We start from the raw sequence: 23276 nt of genomic DNA, 5'->3' as shown, positions 1-23276 counted from the left end.
ATAAGGATAAGATAAAATGAGACAGACAGGGAATACCCGAAAGGAGAAGGCAGTTCTCTGTCTGTCTTATTTTTATGAGAATCAATCGTATTACAGGTTATCTTCAGTCTCAGAACCGGAAGTCTCTCCGATTATCCTGCTCAATCAGTCTGAGGTTTTCAAGCACGATCTTTCTTGCTTTTTCATTCGGAACATTCAGGACTTCCTTTTCAATCAGCCGGTTTCCGATGGCTGCCGTTTCAGGAGAGGCATAGTCTGTCAGATATTCTTTCAGTGTCATCAGGGCATTTGGGTGGCAGCAGTTCTGGATCTGTCCACTTTTACACAGCGACATGAAGCGGTCACCGGTACGGCCTTCCCGGTAACAGGCAGTACAGAAGCTGGGGATATAATCCATTTCCATAAGCCAGCGGACGACTTCATCCAGTGTCCGGGTGTCGCTGACATCAAATTGTTCCGATTTTTCATCTTCAGGTTCAGGTTCGCAGTAACCACCGACGCTGGTACGTGATCCGCCGCTGATCTGAGAAATACCAAGATGAAGAACACGTTCTCTTGACTGCTGATTCTCCCGGGTGGAAATGATCATTCCAGTATAGGGAACTGCAATACGGATGCAGGCAACGATCTTGGCAAAGGTATCATCATCAATTCCATTGTCAAACTGGTCAGGATCAATATCATCGGCACGTCTGAGCCGTGGAACGCTGATGGTATGCGGGCCGACTCCGAATGCGGCTTCAAGATGTTCTGCATGCATGAGCAGTCCGGCAAATTCATAGCGATATTTGTCAAGCCCGAACAAAACTCCGAGGCCGACATCATCAATTCCACCCTGCATTGCCCGATCCATGGCTTCGGTGTGATAATTGTAGTCATGCTTTGGTCCGGTCGGATGAAGTGACAGGTAACTTTCCTTATGGTAGGTTTCCTGAAAGAGAATATAAGTTCCGATCCCTGCCTCTTTGAGCAGTCGGTAATGATCGACAGTTGTTGCTGCAATATTGATATTGACCCGGCGGATCGCTCCATTTCTGTGGTGGATACTGTAGATGGTCCGGATACATTCTAAATAGTAGTCCATGGTATTACGGACTGGGTCTTCGCCTGCTTCCAGGGCAAGACGTTTATGTCCCATATCCTGGAGGGCAATGACCTCTTTCCGTATTTCTTCCTGCGATAACTGTTTCCTTGCGATATGCTTATTTTTGGCATGATAAGGGCAGTAAGTACATCCATTGATACAGTAATTTGACAGGTAAAGTGGTGCAAACATCACAATTCGGTTTCCATAGAAATCTTTTTTGATCTGTTCTGCAAGCCGGAAGATCTCTTCATTTTTTTCCGGGATCGGACAGGCAAGAAGCACGGAGGCTTCCCGGTGTGACAATCCTTTTCTTTTTTTGGCTTTTTGAATAATAGAATCGATCAGGGTACTATTTTCTTTATTTTGATCTGCATAGGCAAGTGTATCAAGAATCTCTTCATGATTAATGAAATCATCTGCACAGGATGAAGTGATATCGTACATAAAAGCCTCCTTAAGTATACTGAGTTAAATTGATCGGTTTCGTGAGTCTCCTCTGGACACAACAACCTGGTATCCAATGGATGCCATTCTCTGTTCAAGGCAGTCCCTGCACTGAGCAGATTCTTCACCGGTACAGATCTTGTTGTCGTACAGGAGATAATTCTTTCTTACTTCTGTTGGGGAAAGATTCGGCATTACGACATTTGCTCCTGCCCGGATTCCCAGTTCCCGTCCCTGGGGCGAAATCGTTCCAAGAGCCGTAGTTGCGGGCAGCAGTACTTTCGGAATCATCAGCCGGATCAGGCCCAAAAGAAAGAGCGTCAGCTTCAGAGTTCCGGGTGGCTCATGGGAAAATCGGGTATCGTGATGAGGAATGAAAGGTCCGATCCCGACCATCTGTGGATTGAGTTCCTTCAGAAAGAGAAGATCATCAGCCAGATTTTCTGCGGTCTGAAATGGAGAGCCAACCATAAAGCCTGTCCCGATATGATAACCGATTTCCTTCAGATCCCAAAGGCATTTCCGTCTGTGAACGGCAGAAAGCGAATCAGGATGAAGCCTGCGGTAATGGACAGGGTCATATGTTTCATGACGGAGCAGATAACGGTCAGCACCCGCATCGAACAAAGCCTGATAGCTTTCCCGTGAACGTTCACCGATGGACAGTGTAATAGCACAATCAGGAAAATGCGAGTGAATCTCTGCAACAATCTCTGCCATCCGTTTTGTTGTAAACCAGTTATCTTCACCACCCTGAAGTACAAAGGTGCGGAACCCCAGTTCATAACCGATGTGGCAGCAGGAAAGAATCTCAGACGGAGACAGGCGGTAACGCAGAATGTTGGGATTGCTTTTCCTGATACCGCAGTAATAGCAATCGTTGTGACAGTAGTTGGTAAATTCAATCAGTCCGCGGATATAAATATCATGGCCATATTCGCGGATACGGACTGCTTCAGACTTTTCAAAAAGATATCGTTCCAGTGCATCAGAACGGTGTTCGATCAGAAAGATCCATTCATCGCGTGAAAGAAACTGATCCATTTCTAATTGATCGATCAAGTGAAATTCTTCCTTCATAGTTCCCTCCTCACAGAAGAAATATTGAGAAAATTATATCATTTTGTTGAAAATTTGTAAATGAAAGTGTCGAACTTGAGTTTCCGCAGTTTTATCCACAGACCTCTGATTTTTCTCCATTCATTATCAACAACTTTATGAAAATGCCCAAAATATAAGGAATCTGACTTCTTTTTGATGTAAAATTAAGCTACTAAACAAAAACCTTACTAAACAAAAAAGAAGGAGATTCCCTATGGCTAATTTTACATCAAATACTTACACTTTGAAACGAAAAATTTTAACTTTTTCAAATAAAATTTCAAAACAGCTTTCCAAGCCTGATCGTAAATTTACAGCAGATATCACTTATGGTATGTTAGCTTCCCAAAGTTGCCTTTTAACAGATGTCGTTGACCAGCTTCACGAGGACTCTAAAAAAATAAATATTGTTGACCGTCTTTCCAGACACCTTGATAAAGGTACCCCTGGAAAAGCTGCGGTTATTGATGAAATAGACGATACGCACATAAGCAAAATTCCAATTCCGCTCCTCAGAAATCATGATGTCCAGGAAAAAATCAATACTCTTGCTCTTGAAGCCAATAAGAAACGATACGAGGCATATAAGCTGGAGTAAGAAGCATTGGAGATTATGGATAAAGAAGTTATCTACGCAAAGTGAGGTGAACCGGAATGCCAGGATATAAAGATTGGATAGATGCAATCGACATAAAAGTTGACTATTTTTCCGCATTTATGAAAGCTTGGATTGCCTTTAATGCGTGGTATAATTTTAGCGGTGAAGTCACGGGAAAAATGACAAGGAATGTTATAGGGAACTGACACCGTATCGTATCACGAGTGTTCTTGCATCAGGACAAAATACAAAACAAATTGGTGCATATAATTTTGTAAATGATGCTAGAAAAATAAGCGAAGCTATCGTAATCATACTATATATGCTTCGTTGCTGTCTTGCTCATGGTGATATCTCGCCGGATGAGTCAGCAAATGAAGTATATAAATATGCCTATGAAGTATTGTGTGCACCATTAAGAAAACTCAAATAAACAAAAGCCCCCGTTGGTAAACTATCAAAATACCAATGGAGGCTTTTGTTATGTCAGTTGTAATAATTTTTGCGTTTATTTCTGGAGTTGCTCTAATGCCAACCCAATCAATCGATCCGCCTGATCTGCCATGAACAGCGGGATATTCAGCACATCATCGTCCAGTTTCAGATTGTCCAATGAGAAACGGATGCGAAGCCTGACCTTATCAGGGAACAGTTCCTTGAACTTCTTCATACTCTTGCTGGTTGTGTTGGCTTCAGATTTGACCTCTACGGGGAAGATGTCGTTCTCCCGCTGAATGAGGAAATCCACCTCGTAAGGTGGGTTGTTCTGGCTCCAATAACGGGGCATAACTTCAAACTGAGTAATTAAAGTCTGCAACACAAAGTTTTCGGTTAATGCACCTTTGAATTCAGTAAATAGGCGGTTGCCTTCGCCAAAGGCCGTGGGGGCCAGCTGGGCCAGACGGCGGAGGAGACCCACGTCCACCAGATAAATCTTGAAGGCGGACAGGTCATCATAAGCGGCTATCGGCAGGCCGGGAGCGGAGCTGCGGTAGACCTTATGCACCAAACGGGCATCCACCAGCCATTGCAAAGCATCCTCGTACTCACGGGCTCGTGCACCTTCCTTGACCACTTTATAGATGAACTTCTTGTTCTCCCTTGCCAGTTGAGAAGGAACAGACTTCCAGATCATTGAGATTTTTGGAAACTCGCTGAGATTAGGATGTTTGGCAAAGTCACGCTCATAGGCTCCAATGATTCCGGACAATGCTTCTTGCATGGCAGAAACATCTCGTGCCTCCGTCCACATCAATACCGACTCCGGCATACCACCGGTGACATAGTACATCTTCAGCTTCTCATACAGCGGATTAAAGAAAGCGTCAGGGATAGGCTCAAGGGTATCCACCTGTTCTAGATACTGTGCCAGATTTTCATCACCGTTGGCAAGTAGAAACTCAGCGAATGTCATTGGGTCAATCTGCATGAAGTTGACCTTGCCTACTGGAAAAGAGGAAGGCTTCGCCAAGGCGATACCTAACAGAGAACCGGCGCAGGCAACATGGTACTGCGGTGCGTTCTCGCAGAAATATTTCATGGAGTTAATGACTTTCGGGCAGTCCTGTACCTCGTCAAAGATGATGAGGGTCTTTTCTGGCAATATCTTTTGACCGCTTGCCAGCATAAGGTTTTGTAGAATCCGATCCACATCCTTGGTTGTTTCAAAAAATTGTTTATATTCTTCGTTTTCGTCGAAGTTAAAGTAGGCTGTATTTTCATAACAGCGTCTGCCGAACTCTTTCAGAATCCAAGTCTTACCCACCTGACGTACGCCCTTCAAGATTAAAGGCTTGCGATAGGGAGAATTCTTCCAATCCAGCAATTTTTTTAAGATAAATCGTTCCATAGAATCACTCCTCACATTTTTATTGGAGTTTTATGCTTTATAATCACACTTTTATTATATGCGAAATCTATGAAAATTACAACCAGAATCACAAAATTATTAAAATTTAATGCTTATCAATCACACTTTTATATGAGATTATCGTTCGGTAGGTTGGTCTTTGGCTTTTCTTCGAAAGGTATTGTTAAATGGAGCAGCAACTTGCCCTGATGAAATTCACACAGCGATGTGTGATTGAAAATATCATTGAAAATGCTATAGGAAGTTGTCAGAAAAAGAAAACTTGTGATAGAATAGCAATGAACAGCGTACAAAAAAGAGGAGAGATCTTATGGCTGATATCAGAAAAAGAATTGTATTCCACGGACGGGTTCAGGGAGTGGGATTCCGCTATACGGCGAAATATCTTGCCCAGTCACTGGGGCTGACCGGATGGGTGCGAAATGAATGGGACGGAACAGTGACACTTGAAATCCAGGGGCGGGAAATGTTGATCAATAAACTGCTTGTAGGGTTGAATCATAATCAGTTTATTACCATAGACTGGATGGATACAAAAGAAATTCCTGTGGAGCAGGAGAACAGTTTCTGGGTGAAATAAGAGAAGAAGCAGGAGAAAAAGCAGAGGATGCTGCAAAGGATTCTTCAAGGGCATCCTGTGGAAAGATTCTGCAGAAATTATTGATACAGGAGGAATGTGACATGAAATTAGGTTTTATCGGAACAGGAAATATGGCAGGAGCAATCATGGGAGGCATCATTAAAAAAGGAATCATTCCTGCAGAAGAGATCATTGGATCAGATATTATGGAAACGGGAAGAAATCATGTGAAAGAACTGTATGGAATCCAGGTGACAGCGGATAATAAAGAAGTGGCAGAGAAGGCAGACATATTGGTGCTTTCTGTAAAACCGCAGTTTTATGCAGAGACGATTCAGGAAATCCGGGAATCCGTAAGAGAAGACCAGATGGTCATTACGATCGCACCGGGAAAGACACTGGCATGGTTGGAAGAGCAGTTTGGCAAACCGGTCAGGATCGTGCGTACCATGCCGAATACTCCGGCGTTGGTAGGCGAGGGGATGACGGCAGCCTGCCCGAATCAGTATGTGACAGAGAAGGACAAAGCATATGCACTTAAATTACTGGGAGCTTTTGGAAAAGTAGAGGTCGTACCGGAGCATATGATCGATGCGGTTGTGGCTGTAAGCGGAAGTTCTCCGGCATATGTCTTTATGCTGATCGAGGCGATGGCAGACGGAGCAGTTGCGGAGGGAATGCCACGGGCACAGGCATATGAGTTTGCTGCACAGGCAGTTTATGGAAGTGCAAAAATGGTTTTGGAAACCAAAAAGCATCCCGGAGAACTGAAAGATATGGTCTGCTCTCCGGCGGGAACGACGATCGAAGCGGTCCGTGTCCTGGAACAAAGCGGTTTCCGGAGTGCAGTGATCGAAGCAGAAAAGGCATGTGCAGAGGTTTCAAGAAGTTTGTAGAAAGCGATCTGCGGGAAGATTGGTAAGAAGAAATTTGCAGAAAAGGTAAGGGAAGACAGAACATGATGTATGATATTGGAATTATCGGTGGGGGGACTGCAGGACTTACGGCAGCGATTTATGGACAGCGTGCAGGAAAAAGAACATTGGTAATCGAGGGAGGAGCTTTTGGCGGTCAGATCACAACGTCACCAAAGGTGGAAAATTATCCGGGTATCGCCAGTGTCAGCGGCAGTGAGTTTTCCATGAATCTGCTGGATCAGGCGATGAAGCTTGGGACAGAGCCGGTGAGAGAACGTGTGACGGGGATTTTAGAAGAAGACGGGATCAAGATCATTGTAACGACTGAGAGAGAATATCCTTGTAAGAGTATTATTCTGGCAACAGGAGTGACGCACCGGCATTTGGGCGTTCCCGGAGAAGAACGTCTGACAGGTGCGGGAGTTTCTTATTGTGCGACCTGTGACGGAATGTTCTTCCGGGGAAAGGAAGTTGCGGTTGTCGGAGGCGGAAGTACCGCTCTTCAGGATGCCGAATTTTTATCAGAATATTGCAGTAAGGTTTATCTGATACACCGGAGAGATTCATTCCGGGGTGAGGAACGAATCGTTGAGGGACTTAAGAAAAAGGAAAATGTTACTTTTATTTTAGATTCAGTTGTGAAAGAAATCTGTGGAGAAATTCAGGTAGAAGGATTGGAACTTCAGAATCTGAAGACGGGAGAAAAGAAGAAATTGCCTGTATCGGGAGTATTTGTTGCTGTGGGACAGATCCCGAAGAATGATCCGTTTGAAAATGTCGTGAAACTGGATGCAGACGGATTTATTCTTGCAGCAGAAGACTGTATGACATCAGGAGCGGGAATCTTTGCAGCCGGAGACTGCCGGACAAAGGAAGTCCGCCAGCTTACGACGGCAGCGGCAGATGGAGCAGTGGCTGCACTTGCGGCATGCAAATATCTTGCGGAATGACTGAACAGAGCCATCTTGTAGAAGGACAGAGCTGACCTGTGTATATGGCAGGGATTTCAGTATAATTTACAGACTGACAGTGAACGGAGATGTAAATTTGGTGACAAAATTTGGTGACAATGGAGAAAAAAGTAGAATTGGATTTGAAAAAATGATACAATAAACTAAAGATGTCAGGGTCAAAAGGTCTGAAACCACGTGTGCTTGCACACTGGTGGTAGAATGACCTTGAGACCCGCCCCGATATGAGCATAAAAGTGGGATGATAATCCCACGATATGCGAATATTGGGTAGGATTGTGGGAGTGCGTAGCACGGAGCAATCCGTTGGCATCATTGTTGGGGCTTTTGACCCCGACATCATCTAAAAAGAAATACGCAGGAGGAACGGACATGGCAAATATGACAGCAAAGATGGTGTCAGCATATCTGACAGCAGATGATTTTCAGCATACACTTTTAGGAGAGGATGAAGATGTTATCGAGACTGGAATGGGAGGTCTTGATAATATAGATCATCTCGAACTTTATCTTTTTTTTGATGAGGATGGCAACTATGTGCATATCAGAACAAAGGAATATGTGAAAATCCCGGAAAATCTGAAAGAAAAAATTTATCCGGTTATCAATGAGTTGAATCTGAATTTCAGATGGTGTACTTTCGTTATAAATACTGATAATGAACTTATAGTAAAGATGGATGCAATCCTGGATATGGATACCTGTGGTGAGGAATGTAAAGAGCTGATTTACAGAACTGTAGGAATTTGTGATGAGGCATATCCGACGATCATGAAGGCATTGTGGGCATAGTTGAATTTAATTGAAAAGAAAGATCCCCGGGGGAGAGACTTTGTAGGAAAGTTATCTTTCCTGGGGCTTTTATTATTGCAATAAAAAATTGCAAAATGCAGTGTATTACTGTAGCTTTATCAGACGAAGTTTTATAGGTTACGAGGAGAAAAAGATGAGTCATAATGTATATAAGGTTGCAATACAAATGGCACGAACAGTCCCTTCCCTGAAAGAAGAAACGGGAGTGACGGGCTATCATATTTTATACGGATATTCACTTCTTTTTCAGATGGATGAGAAGACTCTGAATCTTTTATTTTCAGAAGAAGAAAGGGCTGATATTGAAAAAGCACGGAAGGTCCTGGAAGAAAATGAGATTTTGTATAGCTATGCAAAAGCAAGAATACCAACTTTATTTCCATTGCTGGGGGAGGATTCGTGGGTAAACGTAGATCAACTTTTTAAAGGGTGGAGAATGTCGGGGATGCCGTTTTCTTCAGGAGAGTTGATGAGAGAGCTGCTGAAAAGTGGAAAAATAGAATTAAACTGGTTTAAAAAAGAAATGGATCAGGAAAAATATTTTAAATGTCTGCATGAATTAAAGCAGGAAAAAGAAAATAGGATGAAAGCTCAGAAAGACAAGGCATCAGAATCAGATAAGACATCAGAATCAGATAAGACATCAGGATCAGAGAAGTCAGTAGAATTAAAAGAGACGTCAGGATCAGAAAAGATAGAGAATGCGGAAAAAGACAATCATCCCGGAGTGAAAAAATCACCAGAGACGGAAAAGATAGATTTCCGACAATTATCAGTGAAATATCAGCAGTTGACAAGCCGTCTGCTGGATACTGTGAAGGGCCAGGACGAAGCAGTAATGGAATTTGTTCAGGGCTGCTTTCGAGGGGAGGTATTTCATATCCTGGAAAAAAGAAAAAGACCTGCGGCAGTGTTCTTATTTGCAGGGCCTCCGGGAGTTGGAAAGACTCTTCTTGCAGAGACAGGAGCAGAGTATCTCGGAAAAAAGACGATTGTATTTAATATGAGCGAATATTCAAATCCATCTTCCATTACCGAACTGATGGGAAGTTCTAAAAAATTTTCGGGAGCGGAAGAGGGGCGGCTTGTAAGGTTCGTGAGGAAAAATCCGGATGGAATCTTGATCTTTGATGAGATAGAAAAAGCGGACAGAAAAGTGATTCACTTATTTTTGCAGATTCTTGACCGGGGACTTTTACATAATGATTTTCTGGATCAGGACGAGGATTTTTCAGAAAGTATTATCATTTTTACATCGAATGCAGGAAAAGCTTTGTATGAAGATGGGACGAGCGGTGACTATACAAGGATGCCTAAGAGCGTTCTGCTTGATGCCATCAGGAAAGATAAAAATCCATATACCGGGGAGCAGCTTTTCCCTGAGGCAATCTGCTCCAGGATTGCCTCAGGAAATATCATTATGTTCAACCATCTCAAAACCAGACATCTTGTGAAAATGATAGAGACGCAGTTCGCAGAAGTAAGCAGGGCAGTTGAGCAGAGGCTGGGGTATCAGATTACTTATGATAAGGATCTGTCGTTATTGTTTCTATATCATTATGGCGGACTGACAGATGCAAGAATTGCATCTGCACAGGGAAAGAATTTTCTTGAGAGGGAGATCTTTGAATTATCGAGACAGTTAGGAAATCAAAAAGCATTGATGGATCAGGTAGAAAATGTACATTTTAAAATTAATAAAAAAGAAATGCCGGCGGAGATTTTAAAACTGTTTGTAAATGAAAAAAGAGCGAAAGTCCTTGTGATGTGTACGGATGAGGAATTTTCGTATTTTAATGAAGTGAACAAAATCGCAGAAATGATCAGAGTCAGCGAAAGGAAAGAGGCAGAAAAATTACTGCACACAGATGTGGCAATGGTGCTGATTGATCCATACTACGGAGAAAATAAAGAACATGAGAGTGGCGTAAGTATTGATGATATGTATTCTGAGGGAATGTCGTTTTTTACAGAACTGATAGAATCAGAAATAAATCTTCCAATCTATTTTATTGAATTTGAAAAAATTTTTTCGGTGGTTGATAAAAATTCGCTCTATCAACGAGGTATGGCAGGAATTGTTCCTGTTAATCCATTGGCTCCGGAAACTGTGGAGCGACAGATTGATCAGATACTGGAAGAGATTTTTATGGAGGAAAAGAGCAGAGAGTTTGCCAAAAGAGGTTATGTGCTTGATTTCAATACAGCACAGATTCTTTCATCAGATGAAAAGAGATTATTTATTCAGTATCATGATCTGAAAAAGAGGATGGCTGTGGATATGGACAGCCAGAGTGCGATCATGAAGGATGCCCAGCGTCCGACAACAAAATTCTCAGAAGTGATCGGGGCAGAGAATGCGAAGACAGAGCTTGCCTGGTTTACAGAATTTTTAAAGAACCCGAAAAAGTATTCCATGGAAGGACGCAGACTTCCCAAAGGGGTGCTTCTGTATGGACCACCGGGTACCGGAAAGACGATGCTTGCCAGGGCTATGGCAGGGGAGTCAGATGTTGCATTTCTTGAGACCAGTGCTACGCAGTTTATGAATTCATATGTCGGAAAGAGTGAGGAAAATATCCGGCGGTTGTTCAGGACTGCAAGAAAATATGCTCCGGCGATCATATTTATTGATGAGATTGATGCAATCGCAAAGGAACGAACAGGAGATACGACCAGCCAGCACACGGAGTCCATGCTGAATACGTTGTTGACGGAAATGGATGGATTTCGCGAAAATGTGAAAGAACCGGTTTTTGTTCTTGCAGCAACAAATTATGATCTGGATGGAAGTGTATCTGGTAAGAAACGAAGGATAGATCCGGCTTTGCTCCGAAGATTTGATAATCGGATTTATGTGGATCTTCCAAATGAGGAAGAACGTAAGCAGTATTTGGAATTGAAGTTGAATCAAAAAGGAAAGAATAAAATTTCAGAAGATATTATTTCTAATCTGGCGGCAAGAACAACGGGGCAGAGTATTGCAATTCTTCAAAATGTCATAGAACTTGCGATGCGGAATGCTGCAAAGGCAGGAACAGAGTTGTCAGGAGAGAGGCTTCTGGATGCATTAGAAGAATATAATTATGGAGAGAAAAAGACCTGGGAGCAAGGCTATTATGAGTCCGTGGCAATCCATGAGTCAGGTCATGCTTATGCTGCGTGGTGTGCCGGGGAGAAGCCGTCTTATGTGACGATCGTATCACGTGGAAATTTTGGCGGATATATGCAGCATGAAAATTCCGAAAATAAGCCGAATTATTCCAGGGAGGATCTGCTGGGAAAGATCAGAACGTCACTGGCGGGAAGAGCCGCAGAAAAGGTATTTTTTGGAAGAGAGGCATCACTGAATACAGGTGCTTCAAGTGATTTACGTTCAGCAACAGATATGGCTATGCGGGTGATCGCAACCTATGGTATGGATGAAGAGAATCTTGTCTGCCTGTCTCCGGAGCAAATTCTTAATACAACACTGGCAAAAGAATTTATTGAGCGGACAAACCGGCTCTTGAAAGAGCAGATGAAAGAGACGGAAAATCTGATCTGTTCCGGGCGTGAGAAAGTGGAAGCACTTGCGAAGAAACTTCTTGAACAAAATCATCTGACGCAGAATGAGATTCAAAATATATTTGATGAAACCTGAGAACTGAATACAATAAATAAGATGTCGGGGTCAAAAGCCCCCGACTTTGATGCCTACGGATTGCTCCGTGCTACGCACTCCCACAATCCTACCCGATATGAGCATAAAAATAATGTAACTGTTCAGAGCCAACCTCCAAAATGCTACGCATTTCGTCGGTGTGGCGTATCCGCCAAATAAAATTTCAAAAACAGTCTTAAAAATGCAAGCATTTTACACCTGTTTTATGAAATTTTGCTTGGCTCTGAACAGTTACAAAATAATTATAAATTTAGTCAGTGAACATTTTAGATCCCATCCACTGTACCATATGATCTACCATTCTGGTATCAGGATCGATCAGGACACAGGCGTTCTGCTGCTTATAGGAGATCATGATCGCATAAGTCTTTTCTGAGGAGCGACCGGAGGAAAAATCATAAGTCTTTTCCGGCCGGTAAGAATCCATACGGTGTGAATCTTTTGGAGCAATGATCTCGGCAGTCTGGATATCTAAAGTCATCTTTGGCTTTCTTCTTGATTTATTGTAGATTGCATCAATCTGAAGGTCATGATTTAAAATGGTATATTCATATTCTACACTTAACTGCGGAGAAATGAAATAGTAAGCGATCAATGCGATCAATGCACCTGCAATGAAAGAGAAAACTCCAAAGAACATTGTCCCCAAAACTGCAATCAGAACTGCAAGGAGAAAAGCACCACCAAGCAGGATATAATAAAGCGGTTTCGTTCTGCGGGATACAAGCTGTTCGTATAAAGCGTCATTCATATTTATGATTTCCTTTCTGAATGGAGATAATTCATTACCATAGTTGCAATTTTGAACGTCATGGCATCTTCAAAGCACCTCAGATCAAGACCGGTCCGCTTCTGAATCTGCTCCAGACGATAGATCAGGGTATTCCGGTGCATATGAAGCTGACGGGCAGTTTCTGCAATATTCAGATTGTTCTGAAGAAAGCGGTTTACCGCAAGCGTAGTCTCTTCGTCAAAGCCATCGGGAACTTCCTCACCAAAAATCTCCGAGAGAAAGCTTTCGCATAAAGATACCGGAAGTTGATAGATCAGGCGTCCGATTCCAAGCTCATTATACGGAAATACGGTCTGTTCAGAGTAAAAAAGCTCACCGACCTTCAACGCTAAAGTACTTTCACGGAAAGCACCTGGCAGTTCGGCAAGATTTTCAATCACGCCACTGTAGGCAATCTGAACGTGGGCGAGAGCCTCGGTATTGAGCGTATCTACGATGATATGGGCGGTTTTTCGGATCTCATCTTCGGAAGAGGCTGACCTGACCGGGTGAAGGATAGAAAGTATATCCTTGCTGACCGGAACAAGATAGGTTTTTGCTCTGCGGGGAAAAAGATTTCTCAGGATCTCAATGATCGTATCAGTGAGTTCTTTTGTCTTCAGCAGATAGATCACCCGCTTTTCTTCAACCGGGATATGAAGACGTCCGGCACGCTCGTAAATATCATAAGCCGGAATACCGTTCTTCATCAGGCTCAGAAGAAAATCATTTTTATTATATTTTTCACGATAAGCGGTACAAAGACAGCGGATCTGCTCCAGGGCAGCAGCAGTCTCTTCAGGGGTATCAGCGGTGATCTGCATTGTCAGTCCGGTGAGACGCTTTAATTCGCTGAGTGCTTTTGTAAGTTCCGGGGTCTGTTCCATGAATTTTCTCCAAAATAAATTAAATGATGTCGGGGGTAAAAAGCCCAGTGTAAAAAATCTGTGCTGTGCAGATCTTTTTACAGAATAATAAAAAGGGTTGCACTTAATAAGTACAACCCCCTCATTTTATACTATTAGTTTGTAATAGTCAACTCAGTCTCTTTGTCGAATACGTGGATCTTCTCCATATCAAGAGCGAATACAGCTTTATCACCTGTTCTGAGTGTTGTACGTGGGTTAACACGTGCTGTCATCTGAGTTCCCTCGATATCGAAGTACAGGAATACTTCAGCTCCGAGAAGCTCGTATACTTTGATCGTAGATTCGATCACGCTGTCAGCAGAGTTGTTGATGAATGCCTGAGAATCATGAACATCTTCAGGACGGATTCCAAGAACAACTGTCTTTCCATCATAACCGCCATCGATCAGTGCTTTCTTTTTGGAAGCAGGAACTTTCAGTACATGCTTTCCAACTGTAAGAGTAACATCCTCTCCATTTACTGCACACTTGGCATCCATGAAGTTCATCTGCGGAGATCCGATGAATCCGGCAACGAACAGGTTGCAAGGTGTATTGTAAAGTGCCTGAGGTGTATCTACCTGCTGAACAACTCCGTCTTTCATAACAACGATTCTTGTTCCGAGTGTCATAGCCTCTGTCTGGTCATGAGTAACGTAGATGATCGTTGCACCAAGATTCTCATGAAGCTTGGAAATCTCGATACGCATCTGAACTCTCAGCTTTGCATCCAGGTTGGAAAGAGGCTCGTCCATAAGGAATACCTTAGGATTACGAACGATAGCACGACCCATGGCAACACGCTGTCTCTGTCCACCGGAAAGAGCCTTCGGCTTACGGTCAAGAAGTTTCTCAAGGTCAAGGATTCTTGCTGCTTCTCTGACCTTTTTGTCGATCTCAGCCTTCGGAACTTTACGAAGTTTCAGTCCGAATGCCATATTATCATATACCGTCATGTGAGGATACAGAGCGTAGTTCTGGAATACCATTGCGATATCACGGTCTTTTGCCTCAACATTATTCATTACTTTTCCGTCGATCTTGAATGTTCCGTCTGAAATATCTTCCAGTCCGGCGATCATACGAAGAGTTGTAGATTTACCACATCCTGAAGGTCCTACAAAGATGATAAACTCTTTGTCTGCGATCTCAAGGTTGAAATCTTTTACTGCGTGGAATCCGTTAGGATAAATTTTCTGGATACCCTTAAGGGATAAACTTGCCATTTTGAGTGCCTCCTTAAATCAATAAAATACTAAATAACTCATAGAGTCAGTATAAACCTGATTTATTTTCAGGGCAATGTAACGAGTGACTAAAAAAGGAAAGTAAAATTGTACAATTCAACCATACAAGAGTTGAAAAAAAGAAAGAACCGTTATATAATCATACCGATGAAGAAGGGGAGCTGGCTGAAGCCGGCTGAGAGGAGACTGACTGGTTTCGACCCGCAACCTGATTTGGATAATGCCAACGTAGGGAAATAGCGAAAAAGCAGCAGAGATTCCCCTATGGGAGTCTCTTTTTTCTATCTTCTGATTCATGACATCATTTCATACGAGTAGGAGGGATAAAATGCAGAAGAACAGGACAACGCATAGTACAACAGCAAAACTGGCGGTTGCAGGTCTGCTGACAGCGGCAGCCGTTGCGGGCAGTCTGCTCAGCGTGCCGGTAGCAGGAAGTAAGTGTGCACCGGTACAGCATATGGTAAATGTATTTGCCGCAGTAATACTTGGACCATGGTGGGGAGTGGGGATCGCATTTTGTGCGAGCTTTCTGAGAAATCTCATGGGAATTGGAAGCCTGCTTGCTTTTCCGGGCAGTATGGTAGGGGCATTGTGCTGTGGAATCGTTTATCATTTTACAAAACGGCTGGATGTAACATGTATCGCAGAAGCACTTGGGACAGGAGTACTGGGAGGACTTGCAGCTTATCCGGTGGCAAAGCTTCTAATGGGGCTTGAGCCGGGAGGCTTTACGGTTTATATGATTCCATTTTTTATTTCCACGCTTGCAGGAAGTATTTTAGCGTATATCGTCCTTCGGGTTCTTGAAAAAAGCCATGTCCTGGAGCAGATGAGGGAGAATTAATAAATGGAAAAGAATGTAAAAGTACACTGCCTTACCAATCCGGTTACGATGCAAAGTGTGGCGAATGTACTTCTGGCTGCAGGCGGAAGTGCAGTCATGGCACAGGATGAACAGGAAGTGGAAGAGATCACGGCGATCTGTCAGGCCACTTTACTGAATACCGGTGTGCCGGACGAAAGAAAGATCAGATCCTGTATTCTTGCCGGAAAATGTGCGAACAGACTGGGGCATCCGGTAGTGCTGGATCCGGTCGGTGCAGGGGCCAGCAAATTCCGGAGAAAGAAGATCGGACAGCTTCTGCAATCGGTCGTTCCTTCTATTATAAGATGCAATCAGGAAGAAGCGTCTGCATTATTGCGTGCAGAGGATGAAAAGGAATTTCTGGTTTTAGGAACTGAAAGGCAGAAAATAGAAGGAACGGCAGAAAGCTGTCAGCAGGATGGTGATGCAGTATTTTCAGGAATCCAGAGTGGTGGAGTAGAAAGCTCACTGGAACTGGAGCTGGAAAAAGCCCGGAGGCTGGCAGTCAGACTGGCAAAAAAATATCGTTGTACGGTTTGTATGACCGGGGAGCAGGATGTGATCTCTGATGGAGAACGAGTGAAAGTTATCTCAGGAGGGGATGGACGAATCTGCAGAATTACCGGAAGCGGCTGTATGCTTTCCGCATTATGTGCATTAAAATGCGGAGACGGAACAGACTCTTTTGAGGCCGCGGCTGAAGCGGCTGAAACATGGCGACACTGTGCGGAAAGAGCCGGGGAGACTGTGGATGAAAAAGAGGAAGGAATAGGAAGTTTTCAGATAAGGCTGCTGGATGCTTTGTCATTGAAGATGGAAATGGAGCGAGGCAGGAGAATGGAGGTGCAGAGCAGGATGAAACAGAACAAAAAAAGATATATTTCACCGGAGCAGCTCAGGCTTTATGCGGTGACAGACAGAAAATGGCTCGCGGAAGGCGAGACACTGGAGACAGTAGTGGAGACACTGGTGCGTTCAGGCGTGACGTGTGTACAGCTCCGGGAGAAACACGCTTCGGATGAAGAAATTATTTCAGAAGGAAAGAAATTAAATGAGATCTGTAGAAAGCACCATGTGCCATTGATTGTAAATGACCGGCCGGATCTTGCCAAAAAGATCGGTGCAGCCGGAGTTCATGTGGGGCTGTCTGATATGGGAATTGAAAAGGCGAGAGAACTGCTGGGAGAAGATTTTATTATCGGGGGCAGTGCCCATAATGTAAAAGAAGCTCTGCAGGCACAAAAGGCAGGTGCAGACTACATTGGATGCGGTGCAGTCTTTGGAAGTCAGACCAAGTCAGATGTGACGACTCTTGCGAAAGAGGAACTGTGTGCAATCTGCGAGGCAGTGGAGATCCCGGTTGTAGCCATCGGCGGAATCACCGCAGAAAATATAAAAGAACTGACTGGAACAGGCATTGACGGAGTAGCTGTAGTGAGCGGATTATTTGCAGCAAAAGACAAGCCGGAGATGGTGCGACGTTTTTTGAAAGCATTTGAAATGAAAAAGGTGCTTACCATCGCAGGAAGTGACTGCAGTGGAGGAGCAGGAATCCAGGCAGATCTTAAGACAATGGCAGCCAATGGTGTGTATGGAATGAGTGCTGTCATGGCATTGACGGCACAGAATACCACCGGAGTACAGGGAATCATGGAAGTGACACCGGAGTTTGCCGGGCAGCAGATAGACAGTATTTTTACAGATATTCGCCCGGATGCTGTGAAGATCGGAATGCTTTCTTCCGGGGAAATCATTCATGTTGTGGCAGAAAAGCTGAAAGAATATCAGGCAGAGCATATCGTTCTTGATCCGGTGATGGTATCAACCAGTGGTCATCGGCTGATACAGAAAGATGCGGAGCAATCTCTGAAGAAAGAGCTTTTTCCGCTGGCGGAGCTGATCACACCGAATATCCCGGAGGCAGAGGTGCTTAGCGGAAGGAAGATTAAAAATGCACAGGATATGGAGTCAGCAGCGGAAAAGATTGTAGAGGAGTATGGCTGTGCAGTTTTATTGAAAGGTGGTCATCGGATCAACGATGCAAATGATTTCCTCTGTACGGGGGAGAAAAAAGTCTGGATCTGTGGTGAGCGGGTGGAAAATCCCAATACCCACGGAACCGGTTGTACTCTTTCCAGTGCGATCGCCTCGAATCTTGCAAAAGGTGTAGGAATGGAAGAGGCGGTGCAGAAGGCAAAAGAATATCTGACGGAGGCATTAAAAGAACAACTGGATTTAGGAGCAGGTTCGGGACCGATGGATCATACACTGGGAAAAATAATTTTTGAATAAGTAGTTCTAAAGAAAAAATCAGAGACAAATAAGCAGAAAAGGAGAGGAAAAATGGCAGAATATACGACGCAGATGGATGCGGCAAGGAAGGGAATCATCACAGAGCAGATGAAGATCGTGGCAGAAAAGGAATTTATGCCGGTAGAAAAATTAAGAGAACTGGTGGCTGAGGGAAAAGTAGCAATCTGTGCGAACAAATTACATAAGTCATTGGATCCGGAAGGGGTAGGAAGTATGCTCCGTACCAAGATCAATGTCAATCTTGGAGTATCAAGAGACTGTAAAGATTATGATATAGAGATGCAGAAGGTCATGAGTGCGGTCAATCTCGGGGCTGAGGCGATCATGGATCTTTCCAGCCACGGGAATACGCAGCCGTTCCGTCAGAAGCTGACAAGCGAGTGTCCGGCAATGATTGGAACCGTTCCGGTTTATGACAGTGTGATTCATTATCAGAGAGATCTGTCAGAGCTGACGGCAAAAGATTTTGTGGATGTTGTACGTCTGCACGCACAGGACGGAGTAGATTTTGTGACGCTGCACTGCGGAATTACAAGAAAGACGATCGATCAGATCAAGAAGCATAAAAGAAAGATGAATATCGTCAGTCGTGGCGGAAGTCTTGTCTTTGCGTGGATGAGCATGACAGGAGAAGAAAATCCATTTTATGAATATTATGATGAAATCCTTGATATTTGTGAAGAATATGATGTGACAATCTCACTGGGAGATGCGTGCAGACCGGGATGCCTGGCAGATGCGACCGATGTATGTCAGATTGAGGAGCTTGTCCGCCTGGGTGAGCTGACAAAGCGTGCCTGGGATCATAATGTGCAGGTTATGGTAGAAGGACCGGGACATGTGCCGTTGGATCAGGTAGCAGCCAATATGAAAGTTCAGCAGACGATCTGTATGGGAGCACCGTTCTACGTACTTGGACCATTGGTTACGGATATTGCACCGGGGTACGATCACATTACGGCAGCAATCGGTGGTGCTGTGGCAGCAATGAACGGAGCAGCATTCCTTTGTTACGTTACACCGGCAGAGCATCTTGCCCTTCCAAATGTTGAGGATGTAAAGCAGGGAATTATTGCATCAAAGATTGCAGCTCATGCAGCAGATATAGCCAAGGGAATCCCACATGCAAGAGATATTGATGATAAGATGGCCGATGCACGCCGGGTACTGGATTGGGATGCACAGTTTGAATGTGCATTAGATCCGGAAACTGCAAAAGCAATCCGGGATGACCGTCTGCCGGAAGATGACCACAGCGATACATGCAGTATGTGCGGTAAATTCTGTGCAGTCCGCAGTATGAATAAGGCACTGGCAGGAGAACATATTGACATTCTGTAAGAACAAACATAGTGGTATTTTGTAAAAACAATCATATTGATATTCTGTAAGAATGGGCGGGTTGACCTTTATGGGGCAATCCGCTACAATATTTTAGAAGACAGGATTTATAAATATCAGAAGAAAAGAGGAAATTATTATGGCAAATCCAGTAGTTACATTTGAAATGGAAAATGGCGATATTATGAAAGCAGAACTGTATCCGGAGATCGCACCGAATACAGTGAATAATTTTGTATCTCTCGTAAAAAAAGGTTTTTATGACGGACTGATCTTTCATCGTGTGATCAGCGGATTTATGATTCAGGGGGGATGCCCGGACGGAACCGGAATGGGCGGTCCGGGATATTCGATCAAAGGTGAGTTTGCACAGAATGGTGTGACGAATGATCTCGCACATGATGCCGGAGTCCTTTCCATGGCACGTGCAATGCATCCGGATTCAGCAGGAAGCCAGTTCTTTATCATGCATAAGAAAGCACCGCATCTGGATGGAGCTTATGCCGCATTTGGTAAGATTACAGAGGGAATGGATGTTGTGAACAAGATTGCTGAGACAGCAACCGATTACAGTGACCGTCCGCTGGAGAAGCAGGTTATGAAAAAAGTGACTGTGGAGACATTTGGAGAAGAGTATCCTGAGCCGGAGACAGTATAATCCCACGATATGCGAATATTGGGCAGGATTGTGGGAGTGCGTAGTGCGAAACAATCCGTTGGCATCATTGTTGGGGGCTTTTGCTCCCAACATCTTATTATTTTTATAAAATTATTAGCACTCTATTTAAAAGAGTGCTAATTTTCTATTGACTTTTAAATTTTGCTGTACTAGAATGTCCATTAGGTAATAAATATGCTATGTAAAAGCATGCAGAAAGAATACAAAAGGATCACAGATTGTGAACAAATAAAAAAGGAGTGCAGTAAAATGGCAGTTAAGAAAGGTACTTTATCAATCGACAGCGAAAATATTTTCCCGATTATTAAGAAATGGGTTTATTCGGATCATGATATTTTTGTCCGTGAGCTGGTGTCCAACGGATGTGATGCGATCACCAAGCTGAAAAAGCTGGATATGATGGGCGAGTATGAACTCCCGGAGGGTTATAAGCCAAAGATTGAAGTCATTGTCAATCCGGAAGAGAAGACGATGAAATTTATTGATAACGGACTTGGAATGACAGCGGAAGAAGTAGAAGAGTATATTACGCAGATTGCATTTTCAGGTGCAACGCAGTTCCTTGAGAAGTATAAAGACAAGACGACAGAGGATGATATGATCGGTCATTTCGGACTTGGATTCTACTCCGCATTTATGGTAGCAGATGAAGTTCAGATTGATACACTTTCCTATAAAGAAGGTGCAAAACCGGTTCACTGGGCAAGTGAAGGTGGTACAGAGTATGAGATGCAGGAAGGCAGCAGAACGACCGTTGGAAGTGAGATCACTCTGTATCTGAATGAAGACAGCCTGGAATTTGCAAATGAATACCGTGCAAGAGAAGTGCTTGAGAGATACTGCTCTTTTATGCCGGTAGAGATCTTCCTTTCCAGAGCAAATGCAGAACCGGAGTATGATACCATTGATGAAGCTGATGTACTCGATACAGATACCGTTGTTGAGCATATCACAGAAGAGCCAAAGGAAGGCGAAGAGGGTGAGCCAAAGCAGAAGGCAAAGATTGTAAGACGCCCGGTTTCCATCAGCGATATCCATCCGCTGTGGACAAAAAATCCGAGTGAGTGTACGAAGGAAGAATATATTGAGTTCTACCGCAAGGTATTTATGGACTACAAAGAACCATTATTCTGGATCCACTTAAATATGGATTATCCATTTAATTTAAAGGGAATCCTTTATTTCCCGAAGATCAATACAGAGTATGAATCTATTGAAGGAAAGATCAAACTGTATAACAACCAGGTATTTATTGCCGATAATATTAAAGAAGTGATTCCGGAGTTCCTGATGGTACTGAAAGGAGTCATTGATTGCCCGGATCTGCCGCTGAATGTATCAAGAAGTGCATTGCAGAATGATGGATTCGTAAATAAAGTTGCGGATTATATTTCTAAGAAAGTAGCAGATAAACTCAATGGCATGTTTAAGACAGACCGTGAGAATTATGAAAAATACTGGGACGATATCAGTCCGTTCATCAAGTTTGGATGCCTGAAAGATGAAAAATTCGGTGAGAAGATGAAAGATTCCATGCTTTATAAGAATCTTGAGCATAAGTATCTGACACTGGAAGATATCATCAAAGAAGCCAAAGGCGAGGCTGAGGTGGAAGAAGCTGCAAAAGAAGAGGCTGCAAAGAATGAAGAGTCAAAAGCAGGAAATACTGAGGCAGAAGCAAAGTCAGAAGAGGCAGAATCCACGGATGCAGATGCTGAAAAAGAGCCGGAGAAGACAAGGATTTTCTATGTAACCGATGAGGTACAGCAGAGCCAGTATATCAATATGTTCAAGGCACAGGGACAGGATGCGATCATCCTGACGCACAATATTGATTCTGCATTTATCACTTATCTGGAGCAGAAGCATCAGGAAGTTCAGTTCTTAAGAATTGATGCAGATGTGCATGATTCTCTGAAAGATGAAGTGGCAGAAGATGAGAAAGAAGCATTCCAGAAGACAGCAGAAAGTCTGGTGGAGATCTTCAGAAAAGAGCTTGGTAATGATAAGCTGGAAGTAAAAGTTGAAAAGCTGAAAGATGATAAGGTTGCATCAATGGCAGTTCTGTCAGAAGAGAACAGAAGAATGCAGGAGATGATGAAGATGTATGGCATGAGCGGAATGGATCCGTCTATGTTTGGCAGTCAGGCAACGCTGGTACTGAATGCAAATCATCCACTGGTACAGTTCCTTGTAGAGCATAAGCGGAGCAAGAATGTACCGGTCATCTGCAAGCAGTTGTATGATCTTGCAATGCTGGCACATAAGCCGTTAAGTCCGGAAGAAATGACAGCATTTGTTCAGAGAAGTAATGAGATTATGATGTTACTGACAAAGTAATACCTGTTTAAATTTGTAGTTGTTTGGGAGATACGCTTGTAAAGAAAAAGACTTCTTTGTGACGAATCGGACGCGGAAAGCAGGGATATTCCTTCGCAGTGCAGGCCCGCTTTACCTCAGCCCGTTGACCGTTTGTAACTCGAAAGTGGAAATCTTCGTGCAATGGCACTCGATTTACTTTCTCTAACAAACGCTGCAAAGTGTCTTCGGAACGCTCCCTGCTAATGCACCTGCTCAGGAACACCTTGCTTTCCGCTGACCATCTCGATAAGAAGTTTTTAGCTCCACAGCGTATTCACTCAACAATGCAAATTTAAAAAAAATAGAAAAAAGCCGGATGGCTATTGACTAAGATATTCGATCGTAAATATTAGATAGTAGATATTGTATTGACTAGATGCCAGGGTCAAAAGGTCTAAGCCCACATGAGCTTGCTCATAGGTGGGTGAAAGACCTTAGAACCCGCCCCGATATGAGCATCAAAGTCGGGGGCTTTTGACCCCGACATCTTTACTATTGGACAGATCATTTATCTTAGTTGATAGCCATCCGGCTTTCTACTTCTTATTTGAAATTTCGTGTTTGTTGAGAGAAAATGTTCCGGTGCGAGAAAAGCATTCTGATTTGAAAAATCCAATATCCGCCCTTGCTGTTGCGTGAGCAGTGCATTGACAGGGAGCGTTCCGAAGACACTTTGCCCAACTTGTTAAGGAACGTAAACAGGAGTGCCTCTGCACGAGTGTTTCCACGTTCCTGTTACAAG

The 23276-nt window shown here is 43.5% G+C and carries 17 protein-coding genes and 1 pseudogene; 12 read left to right on the top strand and 6 right to left on the bottom strand.

Annotation, left to right across the window (positions count from 1 at the left end; translation table 11 throughout):
• Positions 1-109: 109 nt before the first annotated feature.
• Both hydG and hydE read right to left on the bottom strand, forming a co-directional pair.
• Complete coding sequence (gene hydG / locus NQ541_RS10500) at positions 110-1531, bottom strand: [FeFe] hydrogenase H-cluster radical SAM maturase HydG (protein WP_005611678.1); 1422 nt, start codon at positions 1529-1531, stop codon at positions 110-112.
• Between the two features lie 24 nt (positions 1532-1555).
• Positions 1556-2611 (bottom strand): [FeFe] hydrogenase H-cluster radical SAM maturase HydE, encoded by a 1056-nt coding sequence (gene hydE, locus NQ541_RS10495; RefSeq protein ID WP_005611676.1) that lies wholly within the window; start codon positions 2609-2611, stop codon positions 1556-1558.
• A gap of 235 nt (positions 2612-2846) precedes the next feature.
• Here hydE and NQ541_RS10490 point away from each other — a divergent pair, with 235 nt between their 5' ends.
• Positions 2847-3230, top strand: coding sequence for a hypothetical protein (locus tag NQ541_RS10490; protein ID WP_005611673.1), 384 nt, complete (start codon positions 2847-2849; stop codon positions 3228-3230).
• 508 nt (positions 3231-3738) lie between these two features.
• Here NQ541_RS10490 and NQ541_RS10485 read toward each other — a convergent pair.
• Positions 3739-5079 (bottom strand): ATP-binding protein, encoded by a 1341-nt coding sequence (locus NQ541_RS10485; protein WP_005611667.1) that lies wholly within the window; start codon positions 5077-5079, stop codon positions 3739-3741.
• Between the two features lie 331 nt (positions 5080-5410).
• Between NQ541_RS10485 and NQ541_RS10480 the strand changes: the two genes are divergently transcribed.
• From NQ541_RS10480 to NQ541_RS10455, 5 genes are all read left to right on the top strand, one after another.
• Positions 5411-5680 carry an acylphosphatase gene (locus NQ541_RS10480; protein ID WP_005611663.1) on the top strand — a complete coding sequence of 90 codons (270 nt, stop codon included), beginning with the start codon at positions 5411-5413 and terminating at the stop codon, positions 5678-5680.
• Between the two features lie 101 nt (positions 5681-5781).
• Positions 5782-6576, top strand: a complete 795-nt coding sequence (gene proC, locus NQ541_RS10475) for a pyrroline-5-carboxylate reductase (RefSeq protein WP_005611660.1) — start codon at positions 5782-5784, stop codon at positions 6574-6576.
• A gap of 65 nt (positions 6577-6641) precedes the next feature.
• On the top strand, positions 6642-7547 hold the full coding sequence (trxB, locus tag NQ541_RS10470) for a thioredoxin-disulfide reductase (RefSeq protein WP_044904937.1): 906 nt from the start codon (positions 6642-6644) through the stop codon (positions 7545-7547).
• A 393-nt stretch (positions 7548-7940) separates the two neighbouring features.
• Positions 7941-8360: a YbjN domain-containing protein gene (locus tag NQ541_RS10460; protein ID WP_005609819.1), complete on the top strand. Its 420-nt coding sequence runs from the start codon at positions 7941-7943 to the stop codon at positions 8358-8360.
• A 154-nt stretch (positions 8361-8514) separates the two neighbouring features.
• Positions 8515-12024 (top strand): AAA family ATPase, encoded by a 3510-nt coding sequence (locus NQ541_RS10455; RefSeq protein ID WP_005609821.1) that lies wholly within the window; start codon positions 8515-8517, stop codon positions 12022-12024.
• 271 nt (positions 12025-12295) lie between these two features.
• Here the strand turns inward: NQ541_RS10455 and NQ541_RS10450 are convergent, their stop codons facing one another.
• The 3 genes from NQ541_RS10450 to NQ541_RS10440 form a co-directional block, all read right to left on the bottom strand.
• On the bottom strand, positions 12296-12796 hold the full coding sequence (locus NQ541_RS10450) for a hypothetical protein (RefSeq protein ID WP_005609823.1): 501 nt from the start codon (positions 12794-12796) through the stop codon (positions 12296-12298).
• Positions 12797-12798: 2 nt separating this feature from the next.
• Complete coding sequence (locus NQ541_RS10445) at positions 12799-13704, bottom strand: PucR family transcriptional regulator (protein ID WP_005609824.1); 906 nt, start codon at positions 13702-13704, stop codon at positions 12799-12801.
• A gap of 134 nt (positions 13705-13838) precedes the next feature.
• On the bottom strand, positions 13839-14951 hold the full coding sequence (locus NQ541_RS10440; RefSeq protein WP_005609825.1) for an ABC transporter ATP-binding protein: 1113 nt from the start codon (positions 14949-14951) through the stop codon (positions 13839-13841).
• A gap of 349 nt (positions 14952-15300) precedes the next feature.
• On the opposite strand from NQ541_RS10440, the gene thiW reads away from it, so the two are divergent.
• The 6 genes and pseudogenes from thiW (at position 15301) to htpG (ending at position 22513) form a co-directional block, all read left to right on the top strand.
• Positions 15301-15819: an energy coupling factor transporter S component ThiW gene (gene thiW / locus NQ541_RS10435; protein WP_005609826.1), complete on the top strand. Its 519-nt coding sequence runs from the start codon at positions 15301-15303 to the stop codon at positions 15817-15819.
• Positions 15820-15822: 3 nt separating this feature from the next.
• Positions 15823-17262 (top strand): annotated as a pseudogene (gene thiE / locus NQ541_RS13380) (thiamine phosphate synthase); the annotation flags it as partial.
• Positions 17263-17340: 78 nt separating this feature from the next.
• The gene (thiD, locus tag NQ541_RS13375; RefSeq protein ID WP_044940278.1) at positions 17341-18132 is read left to right on the top strand and encodes a bifunctional hydroxymethylpyrimidine kinase/phosphomethylpyrimidine kinase; all 792 of its coding nucleotides are present in this window, start codon (positions 17341-17343) and stop codon (positions 18130-18132) included.
• A gap of 51 nt (positions 18133-18183) precedes the next feature.
• Complete coding sequence (thiC, locus tag NQ541_RS10420) at positions 18184-19494, top strand: phosphomethylpyrimidine synthase ThiC (protein WP_005609829.1); 1311 nt, start codon at positions 18184-18186, stop codon at positions 19492-19494.
• 139 nt (positions 19495-19633) lie between these two features.
• Positions 19634-20152, top strand: coding sequence for a peptidylprolyl isomerase (locus NQ541_RS10415; protein WP_005609831.1), 519 nt, complete (start codon positions 19634-19636; stop codon positions 20150-20152).
• 270 nt (positions 20153-20422) lie between these two features.
• A complete protein-coding gene (gene htpG / locus NQ541_RS10410; protein WP_044940267.1) occupies positions 20423-22513 on the top strand; it encodes a molecular chaperone HtpG in 2091 nt (696 codons plus the stop codon).
• The last annotated feature ends 763 nt before the right edge of the window (positions 22514-23276 follow it).

Origin of the sequence: [Ruminococcus] lactaris ATCC 29176 (genome assembly GCF_025152405.1) — a bacterium.
Lineage (GTDB): Bacteria > Bacillota > Clostridia > Lachnospirales > Lachnospiraceae > Mediterraneibacter > Mediterraneibacter lactaris.
This window is presented reverse-complemented; position numbering and strand designations above follow the sequence as displayed.